General features: G+C 71.2%; 25 protein-coding genes. 12 read left to right on the top strand and 13 right to left on the bottom strand.

Going from position 1 to position 24,118, the window contains the following annotated elements; translation table 11 throughout:
- Positions 1-296 precede the first annotated feature (296 nt).
- Positions 297-1,277: a TIGR03557 family F420-dependent LLM class oxidoreductase gene (locus LY40_RS05885; RefSeq protein ID WP_183787240.1), complete on the top strand. Its 981-nt coding sequence runs from the start codon at positions 297-299 to the stop codon at positions 1,275-1,277.
- A 12-nt stretch (positions 1,278-1,289) separates the two neighbouring features.
- Here LY40_RS05885 and LY40_RS05880 read toward each other — a convergent pair whose 3' ends face one another.
- The 4 genes from LY40_RS05880 to LY40_RS05865 all read right to left on the bottom strand — a co-directional run bounded on the left by LY40_RS05880 (position 1,290) and on the right by LY40_RS05865 (position 3,085).
- Positions 1,290-1,598 carry a DUF202 domain-containing protein gene (locus tag LY40_RS05880; protein ID WP_258936165.1) on the bottom strand — a complete coding sequence of 103 codons (309 nt, stop codon included), beginning with the start codon at positions 1,596-1,598 and terminating at the stop codon, positions 1,290-1,292.
- On the bottom strand, positions 1,595-1,969 hold the full coding sequence (locus tag LY40_RS05875) for a YidH family protein (protein WP_183787259.1): 375 nt from the start codon (positions 1,967-1,969) through the stop codon (positions 1,595-1,597). Before LY40_RS05875 ends, LY40_RS05880 begins: the two co-directional genes overlap by 4 nt.
- Positions 1,970-1,971: 2 nt before the next feature.
- Complete coding sequence (locus LY40_RS05870; protein ID WP_183787238.1) at positions 1,972-2,451, bottom strand: GtrA family protein; 480 nt, start codon at positions 2,449-2,451, stop codon at positions 1,972-1,974.
- A gap of 148 nt (positions 2,452-2,599) precedes the next feature.
- Complete coding sequence (locus tag LY40_RS05865) at positions 2,600-3,085, bottom strand: STAS domain-containing protein (protein WP_308216669.1); 486 nt, start codon at positions 3,083-3,085, stop codon at positions 2,600-2,602.
- A 586-nt stretch (positions 3,086-3,671) separates the two neighbouring features.
- Between LY40_RS05865 and LY40_RS05860 the strand changes: the two genes are divergently transcribed.
- Positions 3,672-3,974, top strand: a complete 303-nt coding sequence (locus tag LY40_RS05860; RefSeq protein WP_183654643.1) for an iron-sulfur cluster biosynthesis family protein — start codon at positions 3,672-3,674, stop codon at positions 3,972-3,974.
- Positions 3,975-4,123: 149 nt separating this feature from the next.
- Here LY40_RS05860 and LY40_RS05855 read toward each other — a convergent pair whose 3' ends face one another.
- From LY40_RS05855 to LY40_RS05835, 5 genes are all read right to left on the bottom strand, one after another.
- Positions 4,124-5,236 carry a glycerate kinase gene (locus tag LY40_RS05855; protein WP_258936164.1) on the bottom strand — a complete coding sequence of 371 codons (1,113 nt, stop codon included), beginning with the start codon at positions 5,234-5,236 and terminating at the stop codon, positions 4,124-4,126.
- Positions 5,233-6,207: a 2-hydroxyacid dehydrogenase gene (locus tag LY40_RS05850; RefSeq protein WP_183787237.1), complete on the bottom strand. Its 975-nt coding sequence runs from the start codon at positions 6,205-6,207 to the stop codon at positions 5,233-5,235. Before LY40_RS05850 ends, LY40_RS05855 begins: the two co-directional genes overlap by 4 nt.
- A 430-nt stretch (positions 6,208-6,637) precedes the next feature.
- Positions 6,638-7,792: an acetyl-CoA C-acetyltransferase gene (locus LY40_RS05845; RefSeq protein WP_258936163.1), complete on the bottom strand. Its 1,155-nt coding sequence runs from the start codon at positions 7,790-7,792 to the stop codon at positions 6,638-6,640.
- Positions 7,793-7,800: 8 nt separating this feature from the next.
- Positions 7,801-8,643 (bottom strand): SDR family oxidoreductase, encoded by an 843-nt coding sequence (locus tag LY40_RS05840; RefSeq protein WP_183787235.1) that lies wholly within the window; start codon positions 8,641-8,643, stop codon positions 7,801-7,803.
- Positions 8,640-9,821: an acyl-CoA dehydrogenase family protein gene (locus LY40_RS05835; protein ID WP_183787234.1), complete on the bottom strand. Its 1,182-nt coding sequence runs from the start codon at positions 9,819-9,821 to the stop codon at positions 8,640-8,642. Before LY40_RS05835 ends, LY40_RS05840 begins: the two co-directional genes overlap by 4 nt.
- A gap of 72 nt (positions 9,822-9,893) precedes the next feature.
- On the opposite strand from LY40_RS05835, the gene LY40_RS05830 reads away from it, so the two are divergent.
- From LY40_RS05830 to LY40_RS05810, 5 genes are read left to right on the top strand one after another with little or no spacing between them, the layout of a single operon-like run.
- A complete protein-coding gene (locus tag LY40_RS05830; RefSeq protein WP_258936162.1) occupies positions 9,894-11,468 on the top strand; it encodes a FadD3 family acyl-CoA ligase in 1,575 nt (524 codons plus the stop codon).
- Positions 11,465-12,334 carry an enoyl-CoA hydratase gene (locus LY40_RS05825; RefSeq protein WP_183787232.1) on the top strand — a complete coding sequence of 290 codons (870 nt, stop codon included), beginning with the start codon at positions 11,465-11,467 and terminating at the stop codon, positions 12,332-12,334. Before LY40_RS05830 ends, LY40_RS05825 begins: the two co-directional genes overlap by 4 nt.
- Entirely contained in the window at positions 12,334-13,470 is a 1,137-nt protein-coding gene (locus LY40_RS05820) for an acyl-CoA dehydrogenase family protein (RefSeq protein WP_183787231.1), read from the top strand. The genes LY40_RS05825 and LY40_RS05820 overlap by 1 nt, the downstream gene beginning before the upstream one ends.
- Positions 13,467-14,453: an acyl-CoA dehydrogenase family protein gene (locus LY40_RS05815; protein WP_183787230.1), complete on the top strand. Its 987-nt coding sequence runs from the start codon at positions 13,467-13,469 to the stop codon at positions 14,451-14,453. Before LY40_RS05820 ends, LY40_RS05815 begins: the two co-directional genes overlap by 4 nt.
- Positions 14,443-15,636 carry an acyl-CoA dehydrogenase family protein gene (locus LY40_RS05810; protein ID WP_258936161.1) on the top strand — a complete coding sequence of 398 codons (1,194 nt, stop codon included), beginning with the start codon at positions 14,443-14,445 and terminating at the stop codon, positions 15,634-15,636. Before LY40_RS05815 ends, LY40_RS05810 begins: the two co-directional genes overlap by 11 nt.
- Here the strand turns inward: LY40_RS05810 and LY40_RS05805 are convergent.
- Entirely contained in the window at positions 15,623-16,414 is a 792-nt protein-coding gene (locus tag LY40_RS05805) for an aldo/keto reductase (RefSeq protein ID WP_258936273.1), read from the bottom strand. The two genes, LY40_RS05810 and LY40_RS05805, sit on opposite strands and share 14 nt — an antisense overlap.
- Before the next feature lie 203 nt (positions 16,415-16,617).
- Here LY40_RS05805 and LY40_RS05800 point away from each other — a divergent pair, with 203 nt between their 5' ends.
- From LY40_RS05800 to LY40_RS05790, 3 genes are all read left to right on the top strand, one after another.
- Complete coding sequence (locus LY40_RS05800; protein WP_258936160.1) at positions 16,618-18,288, top strand: CHAD domain-containing protein; 1,671 nt, start codon at positions 16,618-16,620, stop codon at positions 18,286-18,288.
- 150 nt (positions 18,289-18,438) lie between these two features.
- Positions 18,439-19,287, top strand: coding sequence for an SAM-dependent methyltransferase (locus LY40_RS05795; RefSeq protein WP_258936159.1), 849 nt, complete (start codon positions 18,439-18,441; stop codon positions 19,285-19,287).
- Between the two features lie 64 nt (positions 19,288-19,351).
- On the top strand, positions 19,352-20,131 hold the full coding sequence (locus tag LY40_RS05790; protein ID WP_258936158.1) for an SDR family NAD(P)-dependent oxidoreductase: 780 nt from the start codon (positions 19,352-19,354) through the stop codon (positions 20,129-20,131).
- A 93-nt stretch (positions 20,132-20,224) separates the two neighbouring features.
- On the opposite strand, the gene LY40_RS26480 is transcribed toward LY40_RS05790, so the two are convergent.
- The gene (locus LY40_RS26480; RefSeq protein ID WP_372497682.1) at positions 20,225-21,094 is read right to left on the bottom strand and encodes a transglycosylase SLT domain-containing protein; all 870 of its coding nucleotides are present in this window, start codon (positions 21,092-21,094) and stop codon (positions 20,225-20,227) included.
- Positions 21,095-21,777: 683 nt separating this feature from the next.
- On the opposite strand from LY40_RS26480, the gene LY40_RS05780 reads away from it, so the two are divergent.
- Positions 21,778-21,921: a hypothetical protein gene (locus tag LY40_RS05780; protein ID WP_258936157.1), complete on the top strand. Its 144-nt coding sequence runs from the start codon at positions 21,778-21,780 to the stop codon at positions 21,919-21,921.
- A 104-nt stretch (positions 21,922-22,025) separates the two neighbouring features.
- Complete coding sequence (locus tag LY40_RS05775) at positions 22,026-22,490, top strand: PPOX class F420-dependent oxidoreductase (protein WP_258936156.1); 465 nt, start codon at positions 22,026-22,028, stop codon at positions 22,488-22,490.
- Between the two features lie 206 nt (positions 22,491-22,696).
- Here LY40_RS05775 and LY40_RS05770 read toward each other — a convergent pair whose 3' ends face one another.
- Positions 22,697-23,269, bottom strand: a complete 573-nt coding sequence (locus LY40_RS05770) for a TenA family protein (protein ID WP_258936155.1) — start codon at positions 23,267-23,269, stop codon at positions 22,697-22,699.
- A 56-nt stretch (positions 23,270-23,325) separates the two neighbouring features.
- Positions 23,326-24,069 (bottom strand): glutamine amidotransferase, encoded by a 744-nt coding sequence (locus tag LY40_RS05765; protein ID WP_258936154.1) that lies wholly within the window; start codon positions 24,067-24,069, stop codon positions 23,326-23,328.
- Positions 24,070-24,118: the final 49 nt, after the last annotated feature.

Genomic DNA, 24,118 nt, shown 5'->3' with positions numbered 1-24,118 from the left:
TGCCGAGACCGCAATGCCGATCTCAGTGCCGATACCTGCTGTGCCGATGTCCGCTCCAACCGGCCTCGCTGTGCCGCGGGCGGCACCAAGGCCCGCGGCACTACAAGGCCCGCGGCACCAAGGCTCGCAGGACGCAGGCCCGCAGCACTGAGGAACGCAGTATCGGCCTGCGCTCCCACGGCGGCCCGTGCGGTGCAGAGGCCGCTCGGGCGGGTGCCGGCGTGGCTGCCGGTGAGGGCCGGGAACCGTTGTGACGATGAGGAGGGGCCGGCCACGGCCGGCCACAGGGGAGACGTGTGCGTTTCGGTTATACGTTGCTGACCGAGCAGGCCGGCCCGCGCCGGCTCGTTGCCGATGCGGCGCGAGCCGAGCGGGCCGGTTTCGCGTTCGAGGTGATGAGCGACCACTTCTCGCCGTGGCTCGACGAGCAGGGCCACGCGCCGCACGCGTGGTCGGTGCTCGGCGCGGTCGCGGAGGTCACCGGCGACGTCGAGCTCATGTCGCTGGTGACCTGCCCGACGATGCGCTATCACCCCGCCGTGGTGGCGCAGCAGGCGGCGACCGTGCAGGAGCTGTCCGGCGGGCGATTCCTGCTGGGCCTCGGCTCCGGCGAGAACCTCAACGAGCACGTGGTCGGCCGGGGATGGCCGCCGGTCAACGTGCGGCACGACATGCTCGCCGAGGCGCTGCAGATCATCAACGATCTTTTCGACGGCGGGTACACGAACCGGGCGGGCGAACATTTCCGCGTGGACTCGGCGAAACTGTGGGACCTGCCGCAGCGGCGGGTGCCGATCGGGGTCGCGGTCTCGGGCGCCCAGTCGGTCGAGAAGTTCGCGGCGGCCTCGGAGGCGCTGATCGCCGTCGAGCCCGCGAACGAGTTGTGCCACCACTGGGACGACGTGCGTGGCCAGCTCGGGTTGTCGCCGTCCCGGAAGATCGGCCAGCTGCCGGTGTCGTGGGGCCGGGACACAGGGGAGGCCGTCAGGCGCGCGCGGGAGCAGTTCCGATGGTTCGCCGGCGGTTGGAAGGTCAACGCCGAGCTCCCAGGGACGCAGGCGTTCGCGGCCGCGACGCACTACGTGCGTGAGGAGGACGTGGCCGCGGCGATCCCGTGCGGCGGGTCGGTCCAGGCGGTGGTCGACGCCGCACGGCCGTTCCGCGACGCGGGGTTCACCGATCTGGCCCTGGTGCAGGTCGGCGGTGACCACCAGGACGAGTTCCTGGACGCCGCCGAGTCCGAGTTGCTGCCCGAGTTGCGCCGCCAGCTGCGGTAGCAGGGCCGCGGATCAGTGGCCGATCGTGAGCGCGGCGAGCAGTGCCGCGAGGCTCACCACGGTCGTGGCGGTGACGAGCAGGGCGGCCGTCGCGGCGAGGGGCAGCGGCAGTGGGGCGGTGCTGCGGCGCAGTCGTCTGCCCCGGCTCGTTCCCGCGGCGGCGAGGACGACCGTGGTCACGAGCGAGACCGGGAGGGCGATCGCCGGTGCGGCGTGGCCGGTCGTGAGCGCGGCGTGCAGCAACAACCCGCTGCACGCGGCCGAGGCCAGCGCGGTGCGCTGCCACGCGAGGCCCGTGCGTTCCGGCTGGTCCCCGTTCATGCCGTGATCACCAGCACGAGTGCGAGCGCCGTGATCACGGCGATGCCGAATCCGAGCACCGGCAGCAGGACGTTCCGCGGCAGCGGCCCGCCACGGGACATCGCCCGCTGCACCGTCCGCCAGCGCGGATAGGCGGCCGCGGCGATCACCAGGGCCAGCCCGATGCACAGCGCCGCGAGCACGGTGCGGGTCACCTCGGAGGCCAGCCCGGGCACGAGCTGCTGAATCGCGACGCCTCCGGCGACCAGCCCGAGTGCCGTGCGCAGCCACGCGAGGAACGTGCGTTCGTTGGCCAGCGTGAACCGGTGGTCGGGCTCGCCGGCGGTCCCGTCGTCCTCGTCGTGGGACGCGTGGTCGGGCGGCTGCTGCATCCTCACCGGGTCACCTCGGGGTCACGGCTCCAGACGAACACCCACGAGCGCAGCACGAGGAAGCGCAGCACTCCGCCGACGAGGCTGGTCGCGACCAGCACCGTCGTCTCGGTCATCGGCGACGGGTGTTCGGCCAGCAGATGCAGCAGGCCGAGCGCCGTCGTGCCCGCGCACGCGTAGAACAGGAACGTGCCGACGGTCTGCAGGTGCTGCCGGCCTCGAGGTCCCGTGACGTCGGCGAACGTGATCCGCCGGTGGAACTCGGTGTTGAGCACCGTGGTGACGCCGATGGCGACGGGATTGGCGGCCGCCGGGGTCAGCGGATCGCGGAGCAGGAGGAACAGCAGGGCCTGCAGCCCGGTGCTGACGGCCCCGCCCAGCACATACAGCGGTACGTGCCGGGCGAGTTCCGGCTGATCCCTGGCACTCGTCCGGGCGAGTTCCCACGCCGCCACGCGCGCCCTGGCCAGTACACAGCTCATACCCGAACGATACGTCGCCGACGGTGCCGGTCACGTCCACCTCGGGCCGTGGCGATCGTCGCATTCGGCTGGGCGGCTGCGGGTGAGTGCGGACGCCCGGCCGTGACAGTGGGCCGGGGCCGTGTCGGGTGTGCTTCGCGCGGCCGGATCACACGGCCGATACCGCCGAGTCGACGCCGGCGTGCACCGGGATCTGCTCGGCGAGGCCGGTCGCCTCCAGCGGGCGCAGCACGACGCGGGTGCTCGCGACGATCGCCCAGTTCAGTTGGTCGCCGGCGGCCTGTTCGGACAGCTCGGCGAGTACGGACAGGCCCGCCGAGCCGAGGAAGTCGACGCCGTCGAGGTCGAGCACGAGCCGTGCGGGTGCCGGGAGCTCCTCGTGGATCCACTTGCGCAGATCCGGTGCGGACAACAGATCGAGTTCGCCGCTCACGCGGGCGTGCACGATGCCGTCGGCGCGCCGTTCGGCCTCGATACGCATGCCGGAGGTGCCGACGGTGTCCACGGGGCCGGTCTGCTCGTGAGGCGTGCCTGCCGGGGTGAGCGCCGGTCCGAACGCCGGGTCACCGGCACCGGACGGGCCACTGGTCAGGCCGGTCAATGGGCCGCTGTCCTGGGAATGGCTGGGTCGCACTGCGGTATCCCTCCGTCGGGTCGGCGAGCGCGGGATTGGACATCCCGGTGCTGTGCATTCGTCCGGACGGGATCCATCCGGGCGGAAATCTGCGTCCGCCTTGCCTTTTCCACCGTAGGAACATCTGCGTGGGCTTTCAACAACAGGGTGGCGTCTGACGTGTGAGGTTCCTGTGGTGTGGCGGACGTTTATCGCGTCCGTGCGGGGGTATCGCGGAGCTGCCGGAAAAATTCCTGCCAGGAACTTTCGGAAAGTGCGCGGTGGCCGGGTGTCGAAGCCGGGTGCGAGGGGGCAATACCGGAAACTCGATCGAGTGACGGGTCGGCGGAGGCTCGTTGCCGCGTAAGGGTTTCCCGGTGGGCACGGACCTATTCCCGGGTTCGGCCGATGATCTCGCCACGTGTCCGCACGCATGCCTGCGGGGCTGCCGTGGGAAATCGCCAGGAATGGACGGGCACCGCCGTTCTCGTGGAATTTCCTGACGAGCCCGGGGGTGTGCCGAAATGGGCGTGCCGGTAGGGCGATCGACGTGGCCGACCTTTACGGTGGGAATGGCAGCCCAAGCAACCGAAGGGAAATAGCGACCATGCTTGCGATGACTGACGCTGCCGTGGAGGCGATCAGCGCGCTGACCGCCCAGGACGGTCAGGATGCCGCCGGTCTCCGGTTCGCGGTCCGGGAGGAGACGGAAGAGGGCGCTCAGCTCGCGCTTTCGGTCGCTCCTGGCCCCGAAGAGGGCGACCAGGTGCTGGGCACCGAGAGCGGTGCGCGGGTTTTCCTCGAGGAGAAGGCGTCGTCGTTCCTCGACGACAAGGTGCTGGACGTCCAGCAGGACGAACAGGGCCAGCTGAACTTCGCGGTGATGCAGCAGCCGGAAGGCGAAGGCTGACGCACCCGCTGTCGAGCGCGAGGCCGGCATCCGGAGATCCGTCCGGATGCCGGCCTTCGTCGTGTCAGGGGCGTCGTGTCAAGGGTGTCGTGTCGAGGGGCCGTGTCGTTGCTCGCCCGCGGCTCGCCGGGTCCGTCAGGGGTGTGGGTTCAGCCGGACCGAGCCAGGTCGGCGCTGTGGCGGCGGAGCAACGCGGCGGCATCGCGCACGGCGACCTCCACCGACGGTGCGTGGTCGGCGAGCGCGACCGCTGCCGTGATCCCCGCTGCGGTCAGCTCCTCGGACGGCAGCGCGACCCGGCCCGCGATGGCGGCGACCCGGGCGCCGTGGCGCCGCGCGATGGCGGCGATCCCGGCGGGCGCCTTGCCCGCGAGGCTCTGTGCGTCGAGCGAGCCCTCGCCGGTGATGACCAGGTCGGCGCCCACGATCGCGTCGGCCACCCCGGTGAGCTCGACGACGAGGTCGAACCCCGACTCTGCGCTCGCGCCGAGCGCAGCCATCGCTCCGCCGGAGATGCCGCCGCCGGCACCCGCGCTGGTCCGGTCCGTGAAGCCGAGTGCCTCCGCCCACCGCTCGAGATGTGCCCGCAGCGTCGAGACCTCCGCCGGGCCCGCGCCCTTCTGCGGGCCGAACACGGCGGCCGCACCGTCGGGGCCGTGCAGCGGGTTGGTCACGTCCGTCGCCACCCGCACCCGCGCGTCGCCGAGCAACGCGCGGGTCTCGGTCAGGTCGACCGAGACGACGTCGGCGAGCGCCCCGCCGCCGAGACCCACGGGATTGCCGGTGCTGTCGGTGAGGCGCGCACCGAGCGCCTGCAGCATGCCGCTGCCGCCGTCGGTGCTCGCGGTACCGCCGACGGTCAGCACGATCTGCCGGGCACCCCGCCGGAGCGCGTCGGCGATCAGCTCGCCGACACCGTGCGTGTGGGCGGCCAGCGCCACGTCCGGTGAGGGCGTGACGTGCTCGATTCCGCAGGCGCGGGCCGACTCGACGTAGGCGGTGCCGTCGAGCATGACGTACCAGGCGTCGACCGGATCGGACAGCGGACCCGACACACGCCGGTCGACGCGGGATCCGCCCGCCGCCAGCAGCACGTCGAGTGTCCCCTCGCCGCCGTCGGCGACCGGGCACAGCGCGACGTCGGCGTCGGGGAGCGCGTCGCGCACCCCCGCGCCGATGGCCTCGGCCGCCTCGACCGCGGTGAGACTGCCTTTGAACTTGTCCGGTGCGACGACTACGCGCTGGGGGATCGGTGCGGTCACGGTGTCACCTCGGTGAGCGGCGTTTCGCCCGCCAGCACGGCGAGCACGTTGCGGGCGGCCAGGGTTGCCATGGCGGTGCGGGTTTCGACCGTCGCCGACCCCAGATGCGGGGCCATCGCCACGTTGTCGAGGTCGAGCAGCCCGGGGTGGACGTCGGGTTCGTGTTCGAAGACGTCGAGCCCGGCGCCCGCGATGGTGCCCTCGCGCAAGGCCTCGGCGAGTGCGGCCTCGTCGACGACGGGGCCGCGGGTGGTGTTGACCAGGAACGCCGTCGGCTTCATCGCCGCGAGCGCCTCGGCGTCGATCAGGTGGCGGGTCTCGGACGTGAGCGGGCAGTGCAGCGACACGACGTCCGCGGTGGCGAGCAGTTCGTCCTGTGGCAGGTATGTGGCGTCGAGGTCGGCTTCGACCTCGGCAGGCGCGCGGCGGCGTCCCGTGTAGACGATCGACATCCCGAACGCCCGCGCCCGCGTCGCCATCGCACGGCCGATCTGCCCCAGCCCGACGATGCCGAGCGTCTTGCCCTGCACACCGGAGCCGAGCATGAACCCGAGGTGGAACGACCACGGTGTGCGCGAGCGCAGCAGGCGTTCACCCTCACCGAGGCGGCGCGTGACCGACAGCAGCAGGCCGAACGCGATGTCGGCGGTGGCGTCGGTCAGTACGCCGGGTGTGTTGGTCACCGTGATGCCGCGTTCGGCGAGCGCCGGGACGTCGATGTTGTCGTAGCCGACCGCGACGTTCGCGACGACCTTCAGCTGTGGTCCGGCGGCGTCCGCGAACGCGGCGCCGGCGTGCTCGCTCAGCGTTACCACCGCGGCGTCGGCCCCGGCGACGACCTCGTGCAGCTCCGCAGCGGGGAGCGCGCGGTCCGGTTGGGGAAGCCACACGTCACCCGCCTCGCGCAGCAGTGCCACGGCGTCGTCCGGGATCCACCTGCTGACCACGATCCGTGGTCTCGTGCCGGTCATCGCATCGCTCCTTCGTCGCACGCGCCCGCCGCAGCTTATCGAGGAGTGCGGCAGCCGTGTCGCCGCCGGTGCGATCCAGGGGGCGACGGACGGGAGCAACGCGGCTCAGGGGAGGTGTGTCGTCACCTCCGGGCCTCGTGTTGTCGATTCCGGGGGCCGTGTTGCATCCCCGCGGGGCCGTGTTGTCGATTCCGGGGGTCGTGATGGCGATTCAGGGAACAGTGTTTCCGATCCTCGTGCTGGTGTCGTTCGACCGCATGCCGAGGGCGTCGACATGCGTGTGCCGTCACCCGCGGCGCAACACGGCCTGGTGGAACACGGAGGCGCCCCGGAAGGCGCAACACGAGGCCCGGGAGGCGCAACACGGGCCCGGGAGGTGCAACACGAGGCCTGGAAAGCGCAACACGGGCCCCCGGGGGTGCTGCACGGGTCACCCGAGGCGTTCGATGATCGTGACGTTGGCCGTGCCGCCGCCCTCACACATGGTCTGCAGGCCGTAGCGGCCCCCACGGCGTTCGAGCTCGTGCAGCAGGGTGGCCAGGAGTTTCGTACCGCTGGCGCCGATCGGGTGGCCGAGTGCGATCGCGCCGCCGTTGACGTTGACGCGGTCGGGGTCGGCGCCCGTCTCGTCGAGCCACGCCAGCACCACGCTCGCGAACGCCTCGTTGACCTCGAACAGGTCGATGTCGCCGGTCGACAGTCCACTCCGGCGCAGCGCCCGCGACGTGGCGGGGATCGGGCCGGTGAGCATCCACACGGGGTCCGCGGCCGACACCGACAGGTGGTGGATCCGTGCCCGCGGGGTGATCCGGTGTTCGCGGACGTAGGCCTCCGACACGACGAGTGCCGCGCTCGCTCCGTCCGATATCTGGCTGGCCGTCGCCGCGGTGATCCGTGACTCCTCGGCAAGGGGTTGCAGCTGGGCCATCTTCTCCGGCGTGGTGCCACGGCGTGGGCCCTCGTCGGCTGCGAGGCCGGCCACGTCGGTGAGCTCGCGGTCGAAGACCCCTTCGTCGGCGGCGCGCAGCGCGCGCTGATGGCTGCGGTAGGCGTAGGTCTCCATCTGCTCGCGGGTGATGTCCCAGTGCCGGGCGATCATGTCGGCGCTGCGGAACTGCGAGATCTCGATGTCGCCGTAGCGCTTGTGCCAGCCCTCCGAGCCGGAGAACGGATCCTCGAAGCCGTACTCGCGGCCGGCCAGCATCGCGGCGCTGATCGGGATGGCGCTCATGTTCTGCACGCCGCCCGCGACCACCGCGTCCGCCGTGCCGGACAGCACCGCCTGTGCGGCGAAATGCACCGCCTGCTGACTCGACCCGCACTGTCGGTCGACGGTCACGCCCGGCACGTGATCCGGCATACCCGCGGCCAGCCACGCCGTCCGTGCGATGTTCCCCGCCTGCGGGCCCAGCGTGTCGGTGCAGCCGAGGATCACGTCGTCGACCGTCGCGGGGTCGATACCCGTACGTTCCACGAGCGCTCCCAGCACATGCCCGCCGAGATCAGCGGAGTGCATAGTGGACAGTGCGCCGCCGCGTTTGCCCACGGGGGTGCGGACGGCGTCGACGAGGTAGGCCTCGGCCATGGTTCCTCCTACGGGTGCTGGCTCGACACGGACACGGTCTCGCCCGTGAGATAGGTGGCGTAGCCGGACGCGAGCCACACCATGACGTTGGCGATCTCCCACGGCTCGGCGGCGCGGCCGAACGCTTCGCGGCCCGCGAGCTCGGTCAGCAGCTCCTCACTGGTGACCTTCGCGAGAAACGGATGTGCGGCCAGGCTCGGAGCGACGGCGTTGACGCGGATGCCGTGTGCGGCGACGTCCATCGCCGCACAGCGGGTCAGCGCCATCACCCCGGCCTTCGCGGCCGCGTAGTGCGCCTGGCCCTGCTGCGCCCGCCAGCCGACGACGGAGGCGTTGTTCACGACGACCCCGCCGCCGCCCTGGGCGACGAACCGCCGGGTCGCCGCGCGCGTACAGCGGAACGTGCCGCTCAGCGTGATGTCGAGTACGCGGGACCATTCCTCGTCAGACATGTCCAGAATGGACTGTGTGCCGCCCAGTCCCGCGTTGTTGACCATCACGTCGATCCGGCCGAAACGGGTGCACGCCGCGTCCACGAGCGCGACGACCTGGTCGTCGTCGGTCACGTCGCACGGGACCGCGTCCACCTCGCCGAATTCGGCCAGCTGCTCGGCTTTCTCGGCCAGCCTGCGTTCGTGCCAGTCGCTCACGACCACCCGCGCGCCCTCCTCGAGACACCGCCTCGCCGTGGCCGAGCCGATCCCCGTGCCCGCCGCCGCCGTGACCACGACGACCTTGCCCGCCAACAGGTCATGGGGCTTCGGATACTCCGGTGGCTGTGCGTGCTCGGGTGGCTGTGCGTGCTCGGGCGGTTCCGTGTGATCGGCTGCCGTCGCAGGCCGTTCGGTCATCGGCGTTCCTCCGTGTTCCTGGGTTCCTTCGGCAGTCCGAGCACGCGCTCGGCGATGATGTTCCGCTGGATCTCGTCGGAACCGCCGTAGATGGTGTCCGCGCGGCTGAACAGCAGCAGCCGCTGCCACTCGTCGAGATCGCCGCCCGTGATCAGGCCGCGCGCGCCGCGCGCACGCATCGCCAGCTCGCCGAGCCGCCGGTGCCAGGTGGCCCACAGCAGCTTGCCCACGGCGACGTCCGGCCCCGGCTCCCGCTCGAGCGTGCGCAGTGCGTGGGCGCGCAGCACCCGCAGGTCGACCCGCGCGCGGACGAGATCGTCGCGCAGTACGGGGTCGTCGATCGTGCCCGTCGCGCGCGCCTGCGCGACGATGCCGTCCAGCTCGCGCCGGAATCCGATCTGCTGGCCCAGCGTGGAGACGCCGCGTTCGAAACCGAGCGTGCCCATCGCGACGCGCCAGCCGTCGCCCGGCTCGCCGACGACCATGTCGGCCTCGGTGCGGGCGTCGTCGAAGAACACCTCGTTGAACTCCGAGGTCCCGGTCAGCTGCGTGATCGGACGGACGGTCACGCCCGGCTGGTCCATCGGCACCAGCAGGTACGAGAGCCCGTGATGCCGGGTCGACCCCGGTTCGGTGCGCGCGAGGACGAAACACCAGTCGGCGACGTGCGCCAGCGAGGTCCAGATCTTCTGTCCGTTGAGCATCCACGCCTGCTCCTCGGCGCCGCCGCCGTCCGGTTCGAGCCGGGCGGTGGTCGACACCGCCGCCAGGTCCGATCCGGCTCCCGGCTCGGAGTAGCCCTGGCACCACAGCTGCTCCACCGCGCGGATCGCGGGCAGGAACCGGCGTTGCTGTTCCGGGGTGCCGAACGCGATGAGCGTCGGACCCAGCAGCTGCTCGCCGAGGTGGCTCACCCGCGCGGGCGCACCCGACGCCGCGTACTCCTCGTGGAAGATCACCTGCTCGGCCAGCGACAGGCCGCGCCCGCCGAACTCGGTGGGCCAGCCGACACACGTCCAGCCCGCCGCCGCGAGATGTCGTTCCCACGCGAGGCGTTCGTCGAACGCCTCGTGTTCGCGGCCCGGTCCGCCGAGGCCGCGCACGCCCGCGAACTCGCCGGTGAGGTTGTCGGCGAGCCAGGTGGCCACCTCTCGCCGGAATCGCTCGTGGTTTTCCACTCACACCTCCTGCTACCGTGCGCTAGCATAATAAGAACACGTTCTAGATTTCTCGTCCAGCAAGGGAGCGGGATGAGTGAGGCAGGAACTCCGGTGACGATCCCCAAGGCGCTTCAAGCAGCGTCGGAGCGGTTCGGTGACCGGGAGGCAATTGTCGACGGGCATGTGCGGATCACGTTCGATCGGCTTCTGGAACACGTTCGCGTCATGGCGCGCGTGCTGATGGCGCGCGGCGTCCGCAGCGGCGACCGGGTGGCCGTGAACTCGCCCAATACGCACCACTGGGTGATCGCCGCGTTCGGGGCGCAGTACGCCGGGGCGACCCTGGTGCCGATCAACACCCGGTTCACCGGGGCCGAGGCGGTCGATCTGATCCGCCGCAGCGAGGCCACGGCTCTGGTCGTCGCCGGGGACTTCCTGGACACCGACCGGCTCGCCGGCATCCGGGCCGCCGCGGCGGACGGTGACCTCGACACCCTCCGCCTGATCGTGCGGGTGCCGCTGCCGGGGCCACTCGCACCCGACCCGGTCGCCGTGGACTGGGACGACCTGGCAGACGTGGCGGCGGCCGTCGACCCGGCCGAGGCCGACGCGCGGGCCGCCGCCGTCACCGGCGAGGCCATCGCCGACGTCCTGTTCACCTCCGGCACGACAGGCCGCAGCAAGGGCGTCCTGTCGGCGCATCGGCAGTCGCTCGCCGTCGCCGCGGCATGGGCCGACCGCGGCGCCCTGACACCCCGCGACCGGTACCTCGTCGTCAACCCGTTCTTCCACAGCTTCGGCTACAAGGCGGGCATCCTCGTCGGCCTGCTGACCGGTGCGACGCTGCTGCCACAGGCCACCTTCGACGCGACCGCCGCGCTCGAGCTGATCGAGCGAGAACGGGTATCGGTGCTGCCCGCGGCACCGACGGTGTTCCAGACACTGCTCGACCACCCCGGCCGAGAGGCGGCGGACCTCTCGTCGCTGCGGTTGGCGGTCACCGGCGCGGCGACCGTGCCGGTGACGCTCGTCGAACGGATGGGCGGCGAGCTCGGATTCGACACGGTGCTCACCGCGTACGGCCTCACCGAAGCGGTCGTCGCGACGATGTGCGAACCCGGCGACGATCCGGCCACCATCGCGCGTACGTGCGGGAGGGCGGCCGCCGGCTTCGAGGTGCGCATCGGCGACCACGACGAGGTGCTCCTGCGTGGGCCGAACGCGATGCGCGGCTATCTCGACGACCCGGAGGCGACGGCGCAGGCGATCGACGCCGACGGCTGGCTGCACACCGGTGACGTCGGCCGGCTCGACGAGGCGGGCAACCTGTCGATCACCGACCGGCTGAAGGACATGTACATCTGCGGCGGTTTCAACGTCTACCCGGCCGAGATCGAACAGGAGATGTCCCGTGTGGACGGTGTGCGGGAGGTCGCGGTGATCGGTGTTCCCGATCCGCGGCTCGGCGAGGTGGGGAAGGCCTTCGTCGTGCGTGCGGACACGGCCGGAGGTGATCCGCCGTCGGAGGAGTCGCTGCTCGAACACTGCCGGCAGCGGCTCGCCAACTACAAACGTCCCCGCTCGGTGGAGTTCGTCGGCGAACTGCCGCGGAACGCGTCGGGGAAGGTCCTGAAACGCCTGCTGGGCAAGGAGAAAGTGGCATGACCGAGGAGAACAGCGCCGCGAGCACCGACGAGGAGACCGTGCGCTACGAACGCCGCGGCGCCGTCGCCGTGGTGACGATGAACCGGCCGGAGTACCGCAACGCGCAGAACTCGGTGATGACCTACGCGCTCGACGCCGCGTTCGCACGTGCGGTCGACGACCCCGACGTGAAGGTGATCGTGCTGGCAGGAGAGGGAAAGCACTTCTCGGCGGGACACGACATCAGTTCGCCGGGCCGCGACGTGGACGTCAGCTACGACCGCAAGGCCGTCCTGTGGTGGGACCACACCGACCGCGAGGGCGGGGACCGGCGGTTCGCCAGGGAGTCCGAGGTGTATCTCGGCATGTGCCGGCGCTGGCGGGAGATCCCCAAGCCGGTGATCGCGTCGGTGCAGGGCGCATGCATCGCAGGCGGCCTGATGCTCGCGTGGGTGTGCGACCTCATCGTCGCCTCCGAGGACGCGTTCTTTGCCGACCCGGTGGTGCGGATGGGCATCCCCGGTGTCGAGTACTTCGCCCACCCCTGGGTGCTCGGTACGGCCGCCGCCAAGGAGGTCCTGCTGACCGGACAGCGGTTCAGCGCCGCGCAGGCCAAGGAATGGGGCATGGTCAACCGGGTCGTGCCACGCGAACAGCTGCAGGACACGGTCTTCGGCCTCGCCGACACGGTTGCCGAGATGCCGGCGTTCGGCCTGACGTTGGCGAAGAAGGCCGTGAACCAGGCGCAGGACCTGATGGGCATGCGCTCGGGGATGGACGCGGTGTTCGGCCTGCACCACTTCGCCCACGCCCACAACGCCGAGACCGCGGAGGATCCGCTGGCGGGGCAGACGGCGAAGTCGATGCGGGACGCCGGGAGCCGCTGATGGACCTCGACATCGATCCGGAGTCGGCGGTCTTCCGCGACGAGGTCCGCGCGTGGCTCGCCGACAACGTGCCGCGGCAGGGCCTGCCGTCGATGGACACGGCCGAGGGGTTCGCCGCACACCGGGAGTGGGAGGCGCGGCTCGCCGAGGAGCGCCTTTCGGTCGTCACCTGGCCCGTCGAGTACACCGGCCGGGAGGCGTCACTGTTGCAGTGGCTGCTGTTCGAGGAGGAGTACTACGCGGCCGGCGCACCCGGGCGCGTGGGACAGAACGGCATCTTCATGCTCGCGCCGACGCTGTTCGCCCACGGCAGCACCGAGCAGCGGGACCGCATCCTGCCGGCGATGGCGCGCGGTGAACAGGTGTGGGCTCAGGCCTGGTCCGAGCCGGAGGCAGGCAGCGACATCGCGGCCCTGCGCAGCAGCGCGGTCCGCACCGAGGGCGGCTGGCTGGTGTCCGGGCAGAAGACGTGGAGCTCGCGGGCCGCGTTCGCCGACCGTGCGTTCGGCCTCTTCCGCAGTGACCCGGACTCGGAGCGGCACCGCGGGCTGACGTACCTGATGATCGACCTGCGCGCCGACGGCGTGACCGTGCGGCCGATCCCGCAGCTGGACGGCGAGCCGGGGTTCGCCGAGCTGTTCTTCGACGAGGTGTTCGTGCCGGACGAGGACGTGATCGGCACGCCGGGTGACGGCTGGCGGGTGGCGATGACGACCGCCAACAACGAACGCGGGTTGTCGCTGCGTAGTCCGGGCCGGTTCCTGGCCTCGGCGGACCGGCTGGTGCGGCTGTGGGAAGCGTGTGGTGAGCCCGCGGCGACGGCCTCGCGGGTCGCCGACGCGTGGATCGACACCCGTGCTTACCAGCTCTACACCTACGGCACCGCGACCCGGTTGGCCGACGGCGAGCAGCTGGGACCGGAGTCGAGTGTGAACAAGCTGGCCTGGTCGAGCGTCGACGTCGCACTGCACGAGACGGCGCTCGACGTGCTCGGCGCGGACGGCGAACTGGCCTCGCCGTGGGTGGAGGGCTACCTGTTCTCGCTGGCCGGTCCGATCTACGGCGGCACGGACCAGATTCAGCGGAACACGATCGCCGAGCGAGTGCTGGGCCTGCCACGGGAGGAGCGTCGATGAGGTTCGCGTTGTCGCCGGAGCAGCGGGATTTCGCCGCGGCGCTGGACGAACTGCTGGCGGGCGCCGACACGCCGGGCGTGGCACGGGAGTGGGCCGAGCGGCGGTTCGAGCCCGGCCGGAAACTGTGGCGGGAGCTGGCCGACCTCGGGGTGTGGGGCCTGCTGGTGCCGGAGGAGCACGGGGGAGCGGACGCCGAGCCCGCGGACGCCGTGGTGGCGCTCGAGGCGTGCGGGTACCACGCGGTGCCGGGCCCGGTCGTGGAAACGACCGTGGTGGCGCCGCGGTTGCTCGGCGGTGACGAGCTGGCGCGCGTCGCCGCGGGGGAGTCGATGGTGACGGCCGCGATCCCGCCCGAGGTGCCCCGGGCCCTGGACGCCGACGCGGCGGATGTCGTGCTGCGGTTGGACGGGACCGCCGTTCAACGGATCTCGTCCGATATGGACTCCGGGGGCCGGATGCCGTCGATCGACGCGACGCGGGGCCTGTTCCCCGCCGCCGAGCACGGGGAAGTGCTCGGCGCGGCGCGGCCGCACGCGTTCGCGCTCGGCGTGCTCGGCGTGTCCGCCCAGCTGCTCGGCGCGGCTCGGCGGATGCTGGCGATGGCGACCGAGTACGCGTCGCAGCGGCGGCAGTACGGCAGGGCGATCGGGCAGTACCAGGCCGTCAAGCATCTGCTCGCCGACGTCACGGTGAGCCTGACGATGGCGCGGCCACTCGTCGACGGGGCGGCGGTGACGCTCGCCTCCGGCGCAGCCGAGCCCGTGGTGATGCGGGACATCTCAGCGGCGAAGGTCGCCGCGACCCGTGCGGCGTTGCTCGCCGCGCGCACGTCGCTGCAGGTGCACGGCGCGATCGGCTACACGGCCGAACACGACCTCGGCCTGTGGCTGACGAAGGTACGCGCGCTCGCGGGCGCATGGGGCACCGCGGACGCGCACCGCACCCGCGTGCTGACGGCCGTGCGAGGTGAGCATGCCGACTGACGACGGGGCGGCGGAACGCGAGGCGCTGCGCGAGGCCGTGCGCGGACTGCTGGAGAAACACTCCGAGATCCGCGACGTGATGGCCTCCCCCGGCGGGTACGACCCCGCCGTGTGGTCGATGCTGTGCGACCAGATCGGTGTCGCCGGACTCGCCGTCCCCGAGCGGTACGGGGGCGCGGGTGCCGGACTCGCCGAGATCGGCGTCGTGGCCCACGAGCTGGGCCGCACGTTGACGCCGAGTCCGCTGCTCGGGTCCTCGGTGCTGGCCGCTCGCCTCGTCAGGGAGGCCGCCGACGAACCGGCCTGCGCCCGGCTACTGCCGGGCCTCGCCGACGGGAGCCGCGTGGCCGCAGTGGTGTGGACCGGTGAGGACGGCACGTGGTCGGACCGGCCCGTCGTCACCGCCCGCCTGCGCGGTGCGGACGGCGCGGCGTCGACGGTGTTGCACGGCACGGCTTCGTACGTGCTGGACGGGGACGAGGCGGACACATTGCTGGTGCCGGTCGTCGAGAGCGACGACGGGCCACCGGCACTGTACGAAGTGGACGCGGGAGCTGCCGGAGTCAGCCGCCGCGACGCCGAGGCGTTGGATCCGCTGCGCCGTCTCGCCACCATCACCTTGTCGGAGGTGGCGGGGACGCGGCTGGGCGAGCTGCCGGGGGACGCGCTCCGGCGGGCGCGAGCCGAGGCGGTGGTCGTGCTCGCCGCGGAGCAGACCGGTGCGGCCGAGCGGGCCCTGGAACGGACGGTGGAGTACACGCTGCAGCGCCGCCAGTTCGGCAGGCCGATCGGAAGCTTCCAGGCGGTCAAGCACCGGCTGGCCGATGCGTTCGTCCGGTTGGAAACGGCTCGCTCTGCCTGCCATGCCGCGATCGCGTCCGCGGCGCGCGGTGACGGTCCGGACGATGAGGACGCGGCGGTGGCCAAGGTCGTGTGTTCGGAGAGCCTGCAGCACATCGCCGCGGAGATGATCCAGCTGCACGGCGGTATCGCGATCACGTGGGAACACGACGCCCACCTGTACTTCAAGCGTGCCCACGGCAGTGCCGCACTGTTCGGCCCGCCGCAGCGGTACCTCGACGAGCTGCGGTACCTCGGCGACCCGGACGACCCGGCTCCCGGCGCACCGCACGCCGGAAGCCGGGACACGGCGAACGCGGCGTCCGGCGTCAGCGGCGGTTGAACGTGTCCGGGTCCGGACCGGTCCGCTCGCCGCGGTCGAGTCCCGCCAGCCGTGTCATGTCGTCGGCGTCGAGCGCGAAGTCGAACAGCTGCAGGTTCTCGGCCATGCGCGAGGGCGTGACGGATTTCGGGATGATCACGTTCCCGAGCTGCAGGTGCCACCGCAGCACGACCTGCGCGGGAGTGTGCCCGTGCTTGGCGGCGAGCGTGGTGACGGTTTCGTTGGTGAGCAGGTCACCGCCTTTGGCGAGCGGGCTCCATGCCTCGGTGACGATGCCGTGGGCGGCGTCGTACTCGCGCACCGCGGCCTGCTGCAGGAACGGGTGCTCCTCGATCTGGTTGACCGCGGGCACGACGCCGGAGTTCTCGGCGAGGGTGTCCAGGTGGTGCGGCTGGAAGTTCGACACGCCGATGGCCCTGGCCCTGCCCTCGGCGTTGATCCGCTCCAGCGCTCGCCACGTCTCCGGGTACAGACCTGCCCCGGGGAGGGGCCAGTGGATCAGGTACAGGTCGACGTAGTCGGTGCCCAGCGCGGCCAGACTCGCGTCGAACGCCTTCAGCGCCGCGTCGTAGCCGTGCGCGTCGTTCCACAGTTTCGTGGTGAGGAACAGCTCTTCGCGCGGGATGCCCGCGTCGCGGACGGCCCGGCCGACGCCGGACTCGTTGCCGTACAGGGTGGCGGTGTCGATGCTGCGGTATCCGGCTTCGAGCGCCGCCGTCACCGCGACGGCCGTCTCGTCGGGCGGCACCTGGAACACCCCGTAGCCCACCTGCGGCATGGTCACGCCGTTGTTCAGTTCGACGGTCGGAATGTCGATCTCGGTCACGTCACTGAGTCCTTTCCTGGGGATGCAGGGGCGAGTCTCGCCCATTCGGTCGCGGCCGGCACGGTGCGGGTCCCGGTCGACGGCGGTGCCGAATCGCGCCCGCTGCCGTACAATTCGCGTCCCGGCGCAGACGTGACGTGCACGAGGAGGCCGCTGTGCGAGACGACGTGGAGCCGCAGCCGACGGTCTTCGGGACGCTGCTCGTCGACGGTGCGGCGACGCGGGGTGAGGCCGACACCGTGCTCGCCGCGCTGGAGCCGGTCGTGCCGTCGCGCTACACCCTCGAGGCCGGTCCGCGCCGGATTCGCAACCGAACCCACCTCGACACCGCCGACTGGCGACTGCGGCGCAAGGGCGTGCGGCTGACCCACGACCGCGCCTCCGGCCCCGGTTCACTGACCGCTACTCGTGGCGACGACACTGCGAGCACTCCGTTGTCCGGACCACCCGAGTGGCCCGCACTCGCCGGCGAATTGCCCGACGGCGACGTCCGCGAGCTCGTCGCCGGACCGATGTGGGTGCGTGCCGTCGCGCCCGTGTTGCGTGCCCGCACGGTGACCCGCGAGGTGCACGTGCGGGACGAGGAGGCAAGGGTGGTCGCCGGTCTCGTCTGGCGGGAGACGACCGTGCAGGAGCCGGTGCGTACGGAGCCGCTCATCCGTGTCGACGTGCTCACCACGGGCGTGGGCAAGCACGCGAAACGGATCAGGAAGGCCCTCTGCGCTCCTCGGTCGCAGGGCGGTGACGACGCGGGCAGGACGTTCCGCAAACACTCCGGTGACCTCTACGAGGAGTTGCTGGCCGCGGCCGGTCTGCCGGATCGGCCCGAGCCCCCGGAACTGTCGCCCGACATGCCCGCCGACGTGGCCGTCGCGCTCGCGCTGCGGGCGCACGCCCGTGCGATCGCAGCCAACGTGGACGGCACGATCGCCGACGTCGACACGGAGTATCTGCACGATCTGCGCGTGGCCGTGCGGCGGACCCGGTCACTGCTGAAACTCGCAGGCGACGTACTGCCGGCGCGGCCGGTCGAGCGGCACTCGGCGGCGTTGACGTGGTTGGGCGAGGTGACCGGGCCGACGCGCGACCTCGACGTCTACCTGCTCGGATTCGACGACCTCGCCGGCAGGCTCACGGCAGGCGAGTCGGACGACCTCGCGCCGTTCCGCGACCATCTCCACCGCGAGCGCGACACTGCCCGGCGCGCACTCGTCCGTGCGCTGCGCACCCGCCGGTTCACCCGGCTGCTGGAGGAGTGGCCCGCGACCCTGACGGACGTCATCGGTGACGGCGACACCGGTGCGGCCGAGGACACAGGTGCGGCCGAGGACACCGGGACGACCGAGGACACCGGGGCGGCGGGCGGCGAGGCCGGCCGGGTTCCCGACGTCAGGACGTTCGTGCGGGACCGGCTGGCGCGCACGGCGAAGAAGGTGACCCGCAAGGCCGCGGCGATCACCCCGGAAACGCCTGCCGAGGACGTGCACAACCTGCGGAAGCGGTGCAAGGAGCTGCGGTACCTGCTGGAGTTCGCGCGGCCGCTGTGCCCGGCCGCCGAGCACGCGGCGGTGCTGAAACGGCTCAAGAAGCTCCAGGACATCCTCGGCGCGTTCCAGGACGGTGAGGTGCAGAGCGACGGGCTGCGCGAACACGCCGCACGCATGCACGAAGCGGGGCGCGCGCCCACCGGAACGCTGCTGGCCATGGGCGAGCTGGCTGGCGCGTTCGCGGCCGATCAGCAGCAGGCTCGCCACGAGCTCACCGCCGCGCTGCGTCGATTCCTCGGTGAGGACATGCGCACCCGCATCACCGGGCTCGTCCGCTGATCGGCCCCGCGTGCGCGGGTGGGCCCCGCGCGGGTGGGACGAGGCCCGGAACCGGGCACTCCGCGCGGGATGGGAAGCAGCCTGCTCCCTCGGTAGGGTGACGGCGGCGGTTGATCAACGACGCGTCCGCGGGGACGACGAGGAGGAACGATGGCGCCGAACGGCCAGGGCTCCGTACCGGAGGGCGTGGATCTGGAACGCCCGAATCCCGCGCGGATCTACGACTGGTTCCTCGGCGGGCACAACAACTGGGCGATCGACCGCGAGTTCGGCGCGAAGGCCGTCGAGACCTTCCCGATCGTGCGGACGATGGCCCGCGTCGGGCGGGAGTTCCTCGGCCGCGGTGTGCAGTACCTCGCCGATCAGGGCATCACCCAGTTCCTCGACCTCGGATCCGGTGTGCCGACGGTGGGCAACGTCCACGAGATCGCCGATTCGGTCAACGCCGACAGTCGCTGTGTCTATGTCGACAACGAGTCCGTGGCGGTGGCGCACTCGCGGGTGTTGCTCGAACAGGAGGGTGATCCGACCCGCCACGCCGTGATCCACGCCGACCTGCTCGACGTCGACGAGGTGTGGGAGGCGGCGCTCGACACCGGCGTGCTCGATCCCACGAAGCCGATCGGCCTGATCGCGGTCAACGTGCTGTACTTCTTCGGCCCGGACGACGATCCGCGCGGCGTCATCCGCGACTACCTCGACCGCCTCCGGCCCGGCTCGTACCTGCTGACCTCGCACCTGACCGACGACGGGGTACCGGACGAGGGCCAGAACGAACGGGAGGCGATCAGGGCGCAGTACGCCCGCTCGAGCTCGCCGCTGTTCCTCCGGTCCCGCGAGGAGTTCGCGCAGTTCTTCGACGGCCTCGAACTCGTCGAGCCCGGTATCACATGGACGCCGGAGTGGAAGCCGGAGCTGCGCGCATCACCCGCATCGGAAGAGTTCCGCGCGAACCCGGCCACCTCGAGCGGCATCGTCGGCCTCGGCCGCAAACCCTGACGAGCGGCGTCGTGCCGTCGGAAAATCGGTCGACACCGGGATGGGGTGCCGGTAGGACACCGGCATGATCGATCCTCGTCTTGCGGGGCGGAACGTCCTCGTGACCGGCGGTGCGGGCAACATCGGCGCGGCGATCAGCCGTGCTTTCGCGGCTCAGGAGGCTCGCGTCGCGATCCATTACCTGGAAGCCGAGTCTCCTGCGCCGGCCGAGACCTCATGGGCTCATGTCACGCCGCCGGCCGAGCAGGCGTGGCGGCTGGCCGACGAGCTCGACGGCGCGATCGCCGTCGAGGCGGACCTGTCGGCCGAGGCTGCGGCCCGGGCGCTGGTGCGGGAGGTGGTCGAGCGCCTCGGTTCGGTAGACGTTCTGGTCAACAACGCGGCGCACTGCGAGACGCCGGACACCGTGGACACGGTCACCCGCGGGTCGCTCGAGCGGCATTACCGCGTGAACGCGGTTGTTCCGGCACTCCTGACCGCCGAACTCGTCCGGGAGCGGCAGGGTGGCGATCCGCCGTGTGTGATCAACGTGTCGACCGATGCCGCGCGGGCGTTTCCCGGGCAGGTGGGCTACGGGACGTCGAAGGCCGTGCTCGAGGCGGTCACGCGAGCTACCGCGCTGGATCTCGCACCGTCCGGGGTTCGGGTGAACGCCGTCGCACCGGGCCCGGTGCAGACCGGTTGGCTCGATGGCGAACTCCTGGAACACGCCACCCGCGCCGTGCCCATGGGACGGGTCGGCGAGCCCGACGACATCGCGGACGCCGTCGTCTTCCTGGCCTCGCACCAGGCCCGCTGGATCACCGGCCAGGTTGTGCAGGTCGCCGGTGGCCACGCGCTCTGACCTCGCCCGCGCACGCGAGCGGGCCGCTCGGGGATCCGTCGCGAATCCCCGAGCGGCCCGACGAGACCGATCGGCTGCGGCTGCGCCGCGTGCTCAGTAACCCTGGTAGTCACCGCCACCGGCCATCGAGGCGAGGCCGGGGTGCTCGTCGAAGTTGCCGTAGCGGTCCAGCGTGTACCGGACACCGGCGATGATGTTGTCGACCGGGTTGTAGATGTCGTCGTGGCCCGCCAGCTTGTGGGCGTCGAACGTCGGGTCGATGGTCTGCATCAGGCCCTTCGACGGGATGCCCTTGGCCGCGTTGCTGTCCCACAGGTTGATGGCCCGCGGGTCTCCGCTCGACTCCTTCTCGATGATCGTGCGGATCTCGTCCCGCTTCTCGTGGGTGATCTCGACGTTGTTCTGCCGCAGGATGTCGATCGCACGGTTGATCCAGCGGTCGACCTGGTCGAACTGCGGCTTCGGCGCAGGCTTGGGCTTGGCCTTCGGGGCGGGCTGGTTCTGCGCCTGCTTGTCGGCCTGCTGCTTCTGCTGCGGCTGGGCCTGCTGCGGCTGGGCCTGCTGCTGATCGGCCTGCTGCTTGCTGTCTTCGTCGGCCTGGCCCGCGGGCTGGGCCTGGCCACCGGAACCGCCGTTCTGCTCGGACTTCCCGGAATCGTTGGACTTCTGGGAATCGGAGGCCTTCTCGCCGAGCTGGGCGACGCCGAAGTGGCTGTGCGCACGGACCACGCCGGCGTTCTGCACCGCCGAATCAGCGGTGCGCTGGGTTGCGGCCGGGTTGACCTCCTCGTCGGCGAACGCGGCCTGGCCGACCACTCCGGCGAGGGCGGTGGCGAGGAGTCCGACGGCGGCGTAGCCGCGGACACTCTCCTTCAAGGAGGCGTTCAGCTTCGGGGAACTCGGGGTCAGGGCCTTTCGCGCGAAGATGTTCTTCGCGTTCCGGGGGATGTCGTTCCACTCCACGGGGTGGTTCTCCTTTTTTGTTTCGCGTGCCGACCGGTCGGGGTTCCGGATCGGCAGGGTCGCGACCGTGCTGGGGAACACGCGGGGTTGTCGCGAACACCTTCCGAGAGATTACGAAACAGCAACGGAAAAGTCACGGATCGGTGTCGTGGAACACAGATCGTTTTCCGGGAGAAGGTTTAGGCGCCCAGGAGTCGGCTTTCTTTGACTCGCGCCAGACAACTGCGCGAACGTATCAGAAACACGGGTCGATTGGCCAAGTCCGCCGGTCAAAACGCTGTGACCAGCGAAAATAATGGCACGTGTGAGTGACTGTGCCGGCGGCGACGGCCATGGTGACGGCATTGTGTGGGTGTCCGGTCACGGCTCGTCGATATCGCTCGGACGTGTCACTGTGCTCGGCGTGCCACGTCGAATACACTGCGTGATAACCGGATACGGAACGTGAATGCCACTCGTGATTCATTCGTGAAAATGTATTGGTAGAGACATTTCACGAAACCGAAAAATGATCACAGAGATCGGCCGGACAGCTGCCGGCGACGATCGGTAACCGTATCCGTGGTGCGTACCGGCAGCCGGGCCCGTGGGACTGCGCTGCGGCACGAGGTCGCGGCGAGGGCCGGTCGCGGCGGTACGAGGTCGCCGCGGGGACGGGCGGTGTGGCGAGAGAAGACACCGCGGTGCACGACGACACCGCGGTGCAGGAAGACGCTGCGGTGCAGGAAGGCACTGTGGTGAACGACGCCGCCGTCGGTGAACGACGCCGCCGTGAAGGCGCCGCCGCGTCGGTAGAAACTGCCGCGACGACGGCACCACCGCGGTGAGACGTTGCGGCCGGCGGCCGCGGTGGGGCGGTACAGTTCGGCCGCGTACACCCGTGGATCGGACGGGTCGCCGGTGAGGACGAGCACACCAGGAGGTTGGAGAGTTGCCACGCATCGCCACCGCCGAACGGGTCGGCAGGGACACGCTCCTGGAGTTCGTGCGGCCGCGCCACCGCACGGTGCTGATGACGACGCGAACCGACGGCAGGCCACAGCTGTCGCCGGTCACCTGTGGTGTGGACGAGAGCGGCCGGGTCGTCATCTCCACGTACCCGAGCCGAGCGAAGACCCGCAACGCGCGGCGGAACCCGACCGTGTCGTTGTGCGTGCTCTCCGAGGAGTGGAACGACGCCTGGGTACAGCTCGACGGCACTGCCGAGGTGCTCGACATGCCCGATGCGCTCGACGGTCTCGTCGAGTACTTCCGCTGCATCTCCGGGGAACACCCCGACTGGGACGAGTACCGCGAGGCGATGCAGCGGCAGGGCAAGTCCCTGTTGCGGATCACGATCGATGACTGGGGTCCGATCGCGACCGGCGGATTCCCTCCCGAGCTGGCAGGAGACTGAGCCCGCCCGGCCGCTCGCCCGTCCAGGGCCGCCCCGCCGTGGCCCCGCCGCGACCTGCGCGAGGGGACCACGGCGGGGGCGGCCCGGTTCCGCAGGGGCGGGTGGCGTCCGGCTGCGGCGTTCTCCGCGCCGTCTTGTGTTCCCGCATGCCGTTAGGCCGGGATGGCGCGCCGGCCCCGCTCCCGTAATCGTGCCGTGCGGCCCGCTTACAGGTACACCGCGTCGTGGAAGCTGATCTCGGCGTCGAGCATGCCGGTGAACCACGCGGCGAGACGGTCGTCGGGTACGTCGGCGGGCAGTTCGTCGACGGCTGCGCCGAGCGCGTCGACGCCGGAGACGAACGGGTCGCGGGTGTGCAGGGCGACCCAGTCGGCGATCGGACCCGCGGGGGGCGTCCCGTCGCGGTGGGCACGGGTGCACCAGGTCAGATACAGCGTCTCCGCGGCGAACAGAACCGTGGTGACGGCCGGGTAGCCGCCGTCCTCGGCGGCCGCGACGGCGTAGTCCGACAGCACCGACGCGGCGCGCCGTGCCGCGTCGGACACCTCGGCTGCGACGGGCCACGCCGCGCGCGCGGCCGCGAAGTACTCGGTCTGCTCGGTCGTCAGTCCGTGCAGGGCGCCGGCGTTGCGGGTGACGGCCCGCCAGTGCGGTGCCTGCCACACCGCGAGCCCGTGCAGTCGTGCCGCGGTGTCGACGAATCCGGCCTCGAACTCCAGATACCGTGCGTACTCCGGCTCGCCGATCGTGCCGTCGTGGACGTCTCGGACGAACCGCATGCCGGCCGCCCGCTCGAGTGCGGGTTCGCAGGTATGCAGGAGGTGACGCGACCGGCTCACGCCGCGAGCCAGTCGATCAGGCCGCCGAACACGGCCGCGTAGCCGGGCCATTGTTCGCAGAACTCGGGTGGGGCCCAGTGCGGCGAGCAGTCGGAGGTGAACACGGCGGTGCGGCCCTCGCCGTAGCCGCCGACAGCGACGAGCGGGTCGTCGCCGATCGTCGCGAGGATCTCGGTGGCAGGCCGTGGGCGCACCCGGTTGTAGCCGAGCAGGCGCGGCCACTCGCCACTCACGTCGCCGAGGGCCGGATGCTCGGCGACGACCTGCCCGTGGGCGCCCGCCGGCAGCTCCACCCGGTCGTCCTCGGGCAGCAGGTCCACCGGCAGCACCTCGTGCAGGACCGTGTTGCGGTAGGCGGCCTTCGCCTCGAACCCGGTGAACGACAGGTAGCCGCCCACCATCAGCAGGCCGCCGCCCGCGTCGACCCAGTCGCGCAGTGCGGCGAGACGGTCGCCGCCGGGGCGTGCCCCTTCGAAGACCGCCGGTGCGAGCTGCACCGAGTTCGCGCCGATGTCGGACAGCACGACGACGTCGTAGGCCTCCAGCGCCGCCTGGTCCTCGGGGAAGTCCGACGGCACGAGGTGCGCGGGCAGGTGCACGACGTCGTGCCCCCGTGCGGTCAGTGCCGTCCGCAGCGGAGCGACGCCTTCCACGTACGAACTCGTGACGAACGAGTCCACTCCCTTGATGTGGGTGGACTGCGTGATCCAGCTTTCACCGGCGATCAGTACTCGTGCCACGGAGATTTTCCCTTTCTGGTTGCTGGTTGACGCCCCGTCTCGGGGTCGG

It is taken from the genome of Prauserella salsuginis, from assembly GCF_024648885.1.
Lineage (GTDB): Bacteria > Actinomycetota > Actinomycetes > Mycobacteriales > Pseudonocardiaceae > Prauserella > Prauserella salsuginis.
This window is presented reverse-complemented; position numbering and strand designations above follow the sequence as displayed.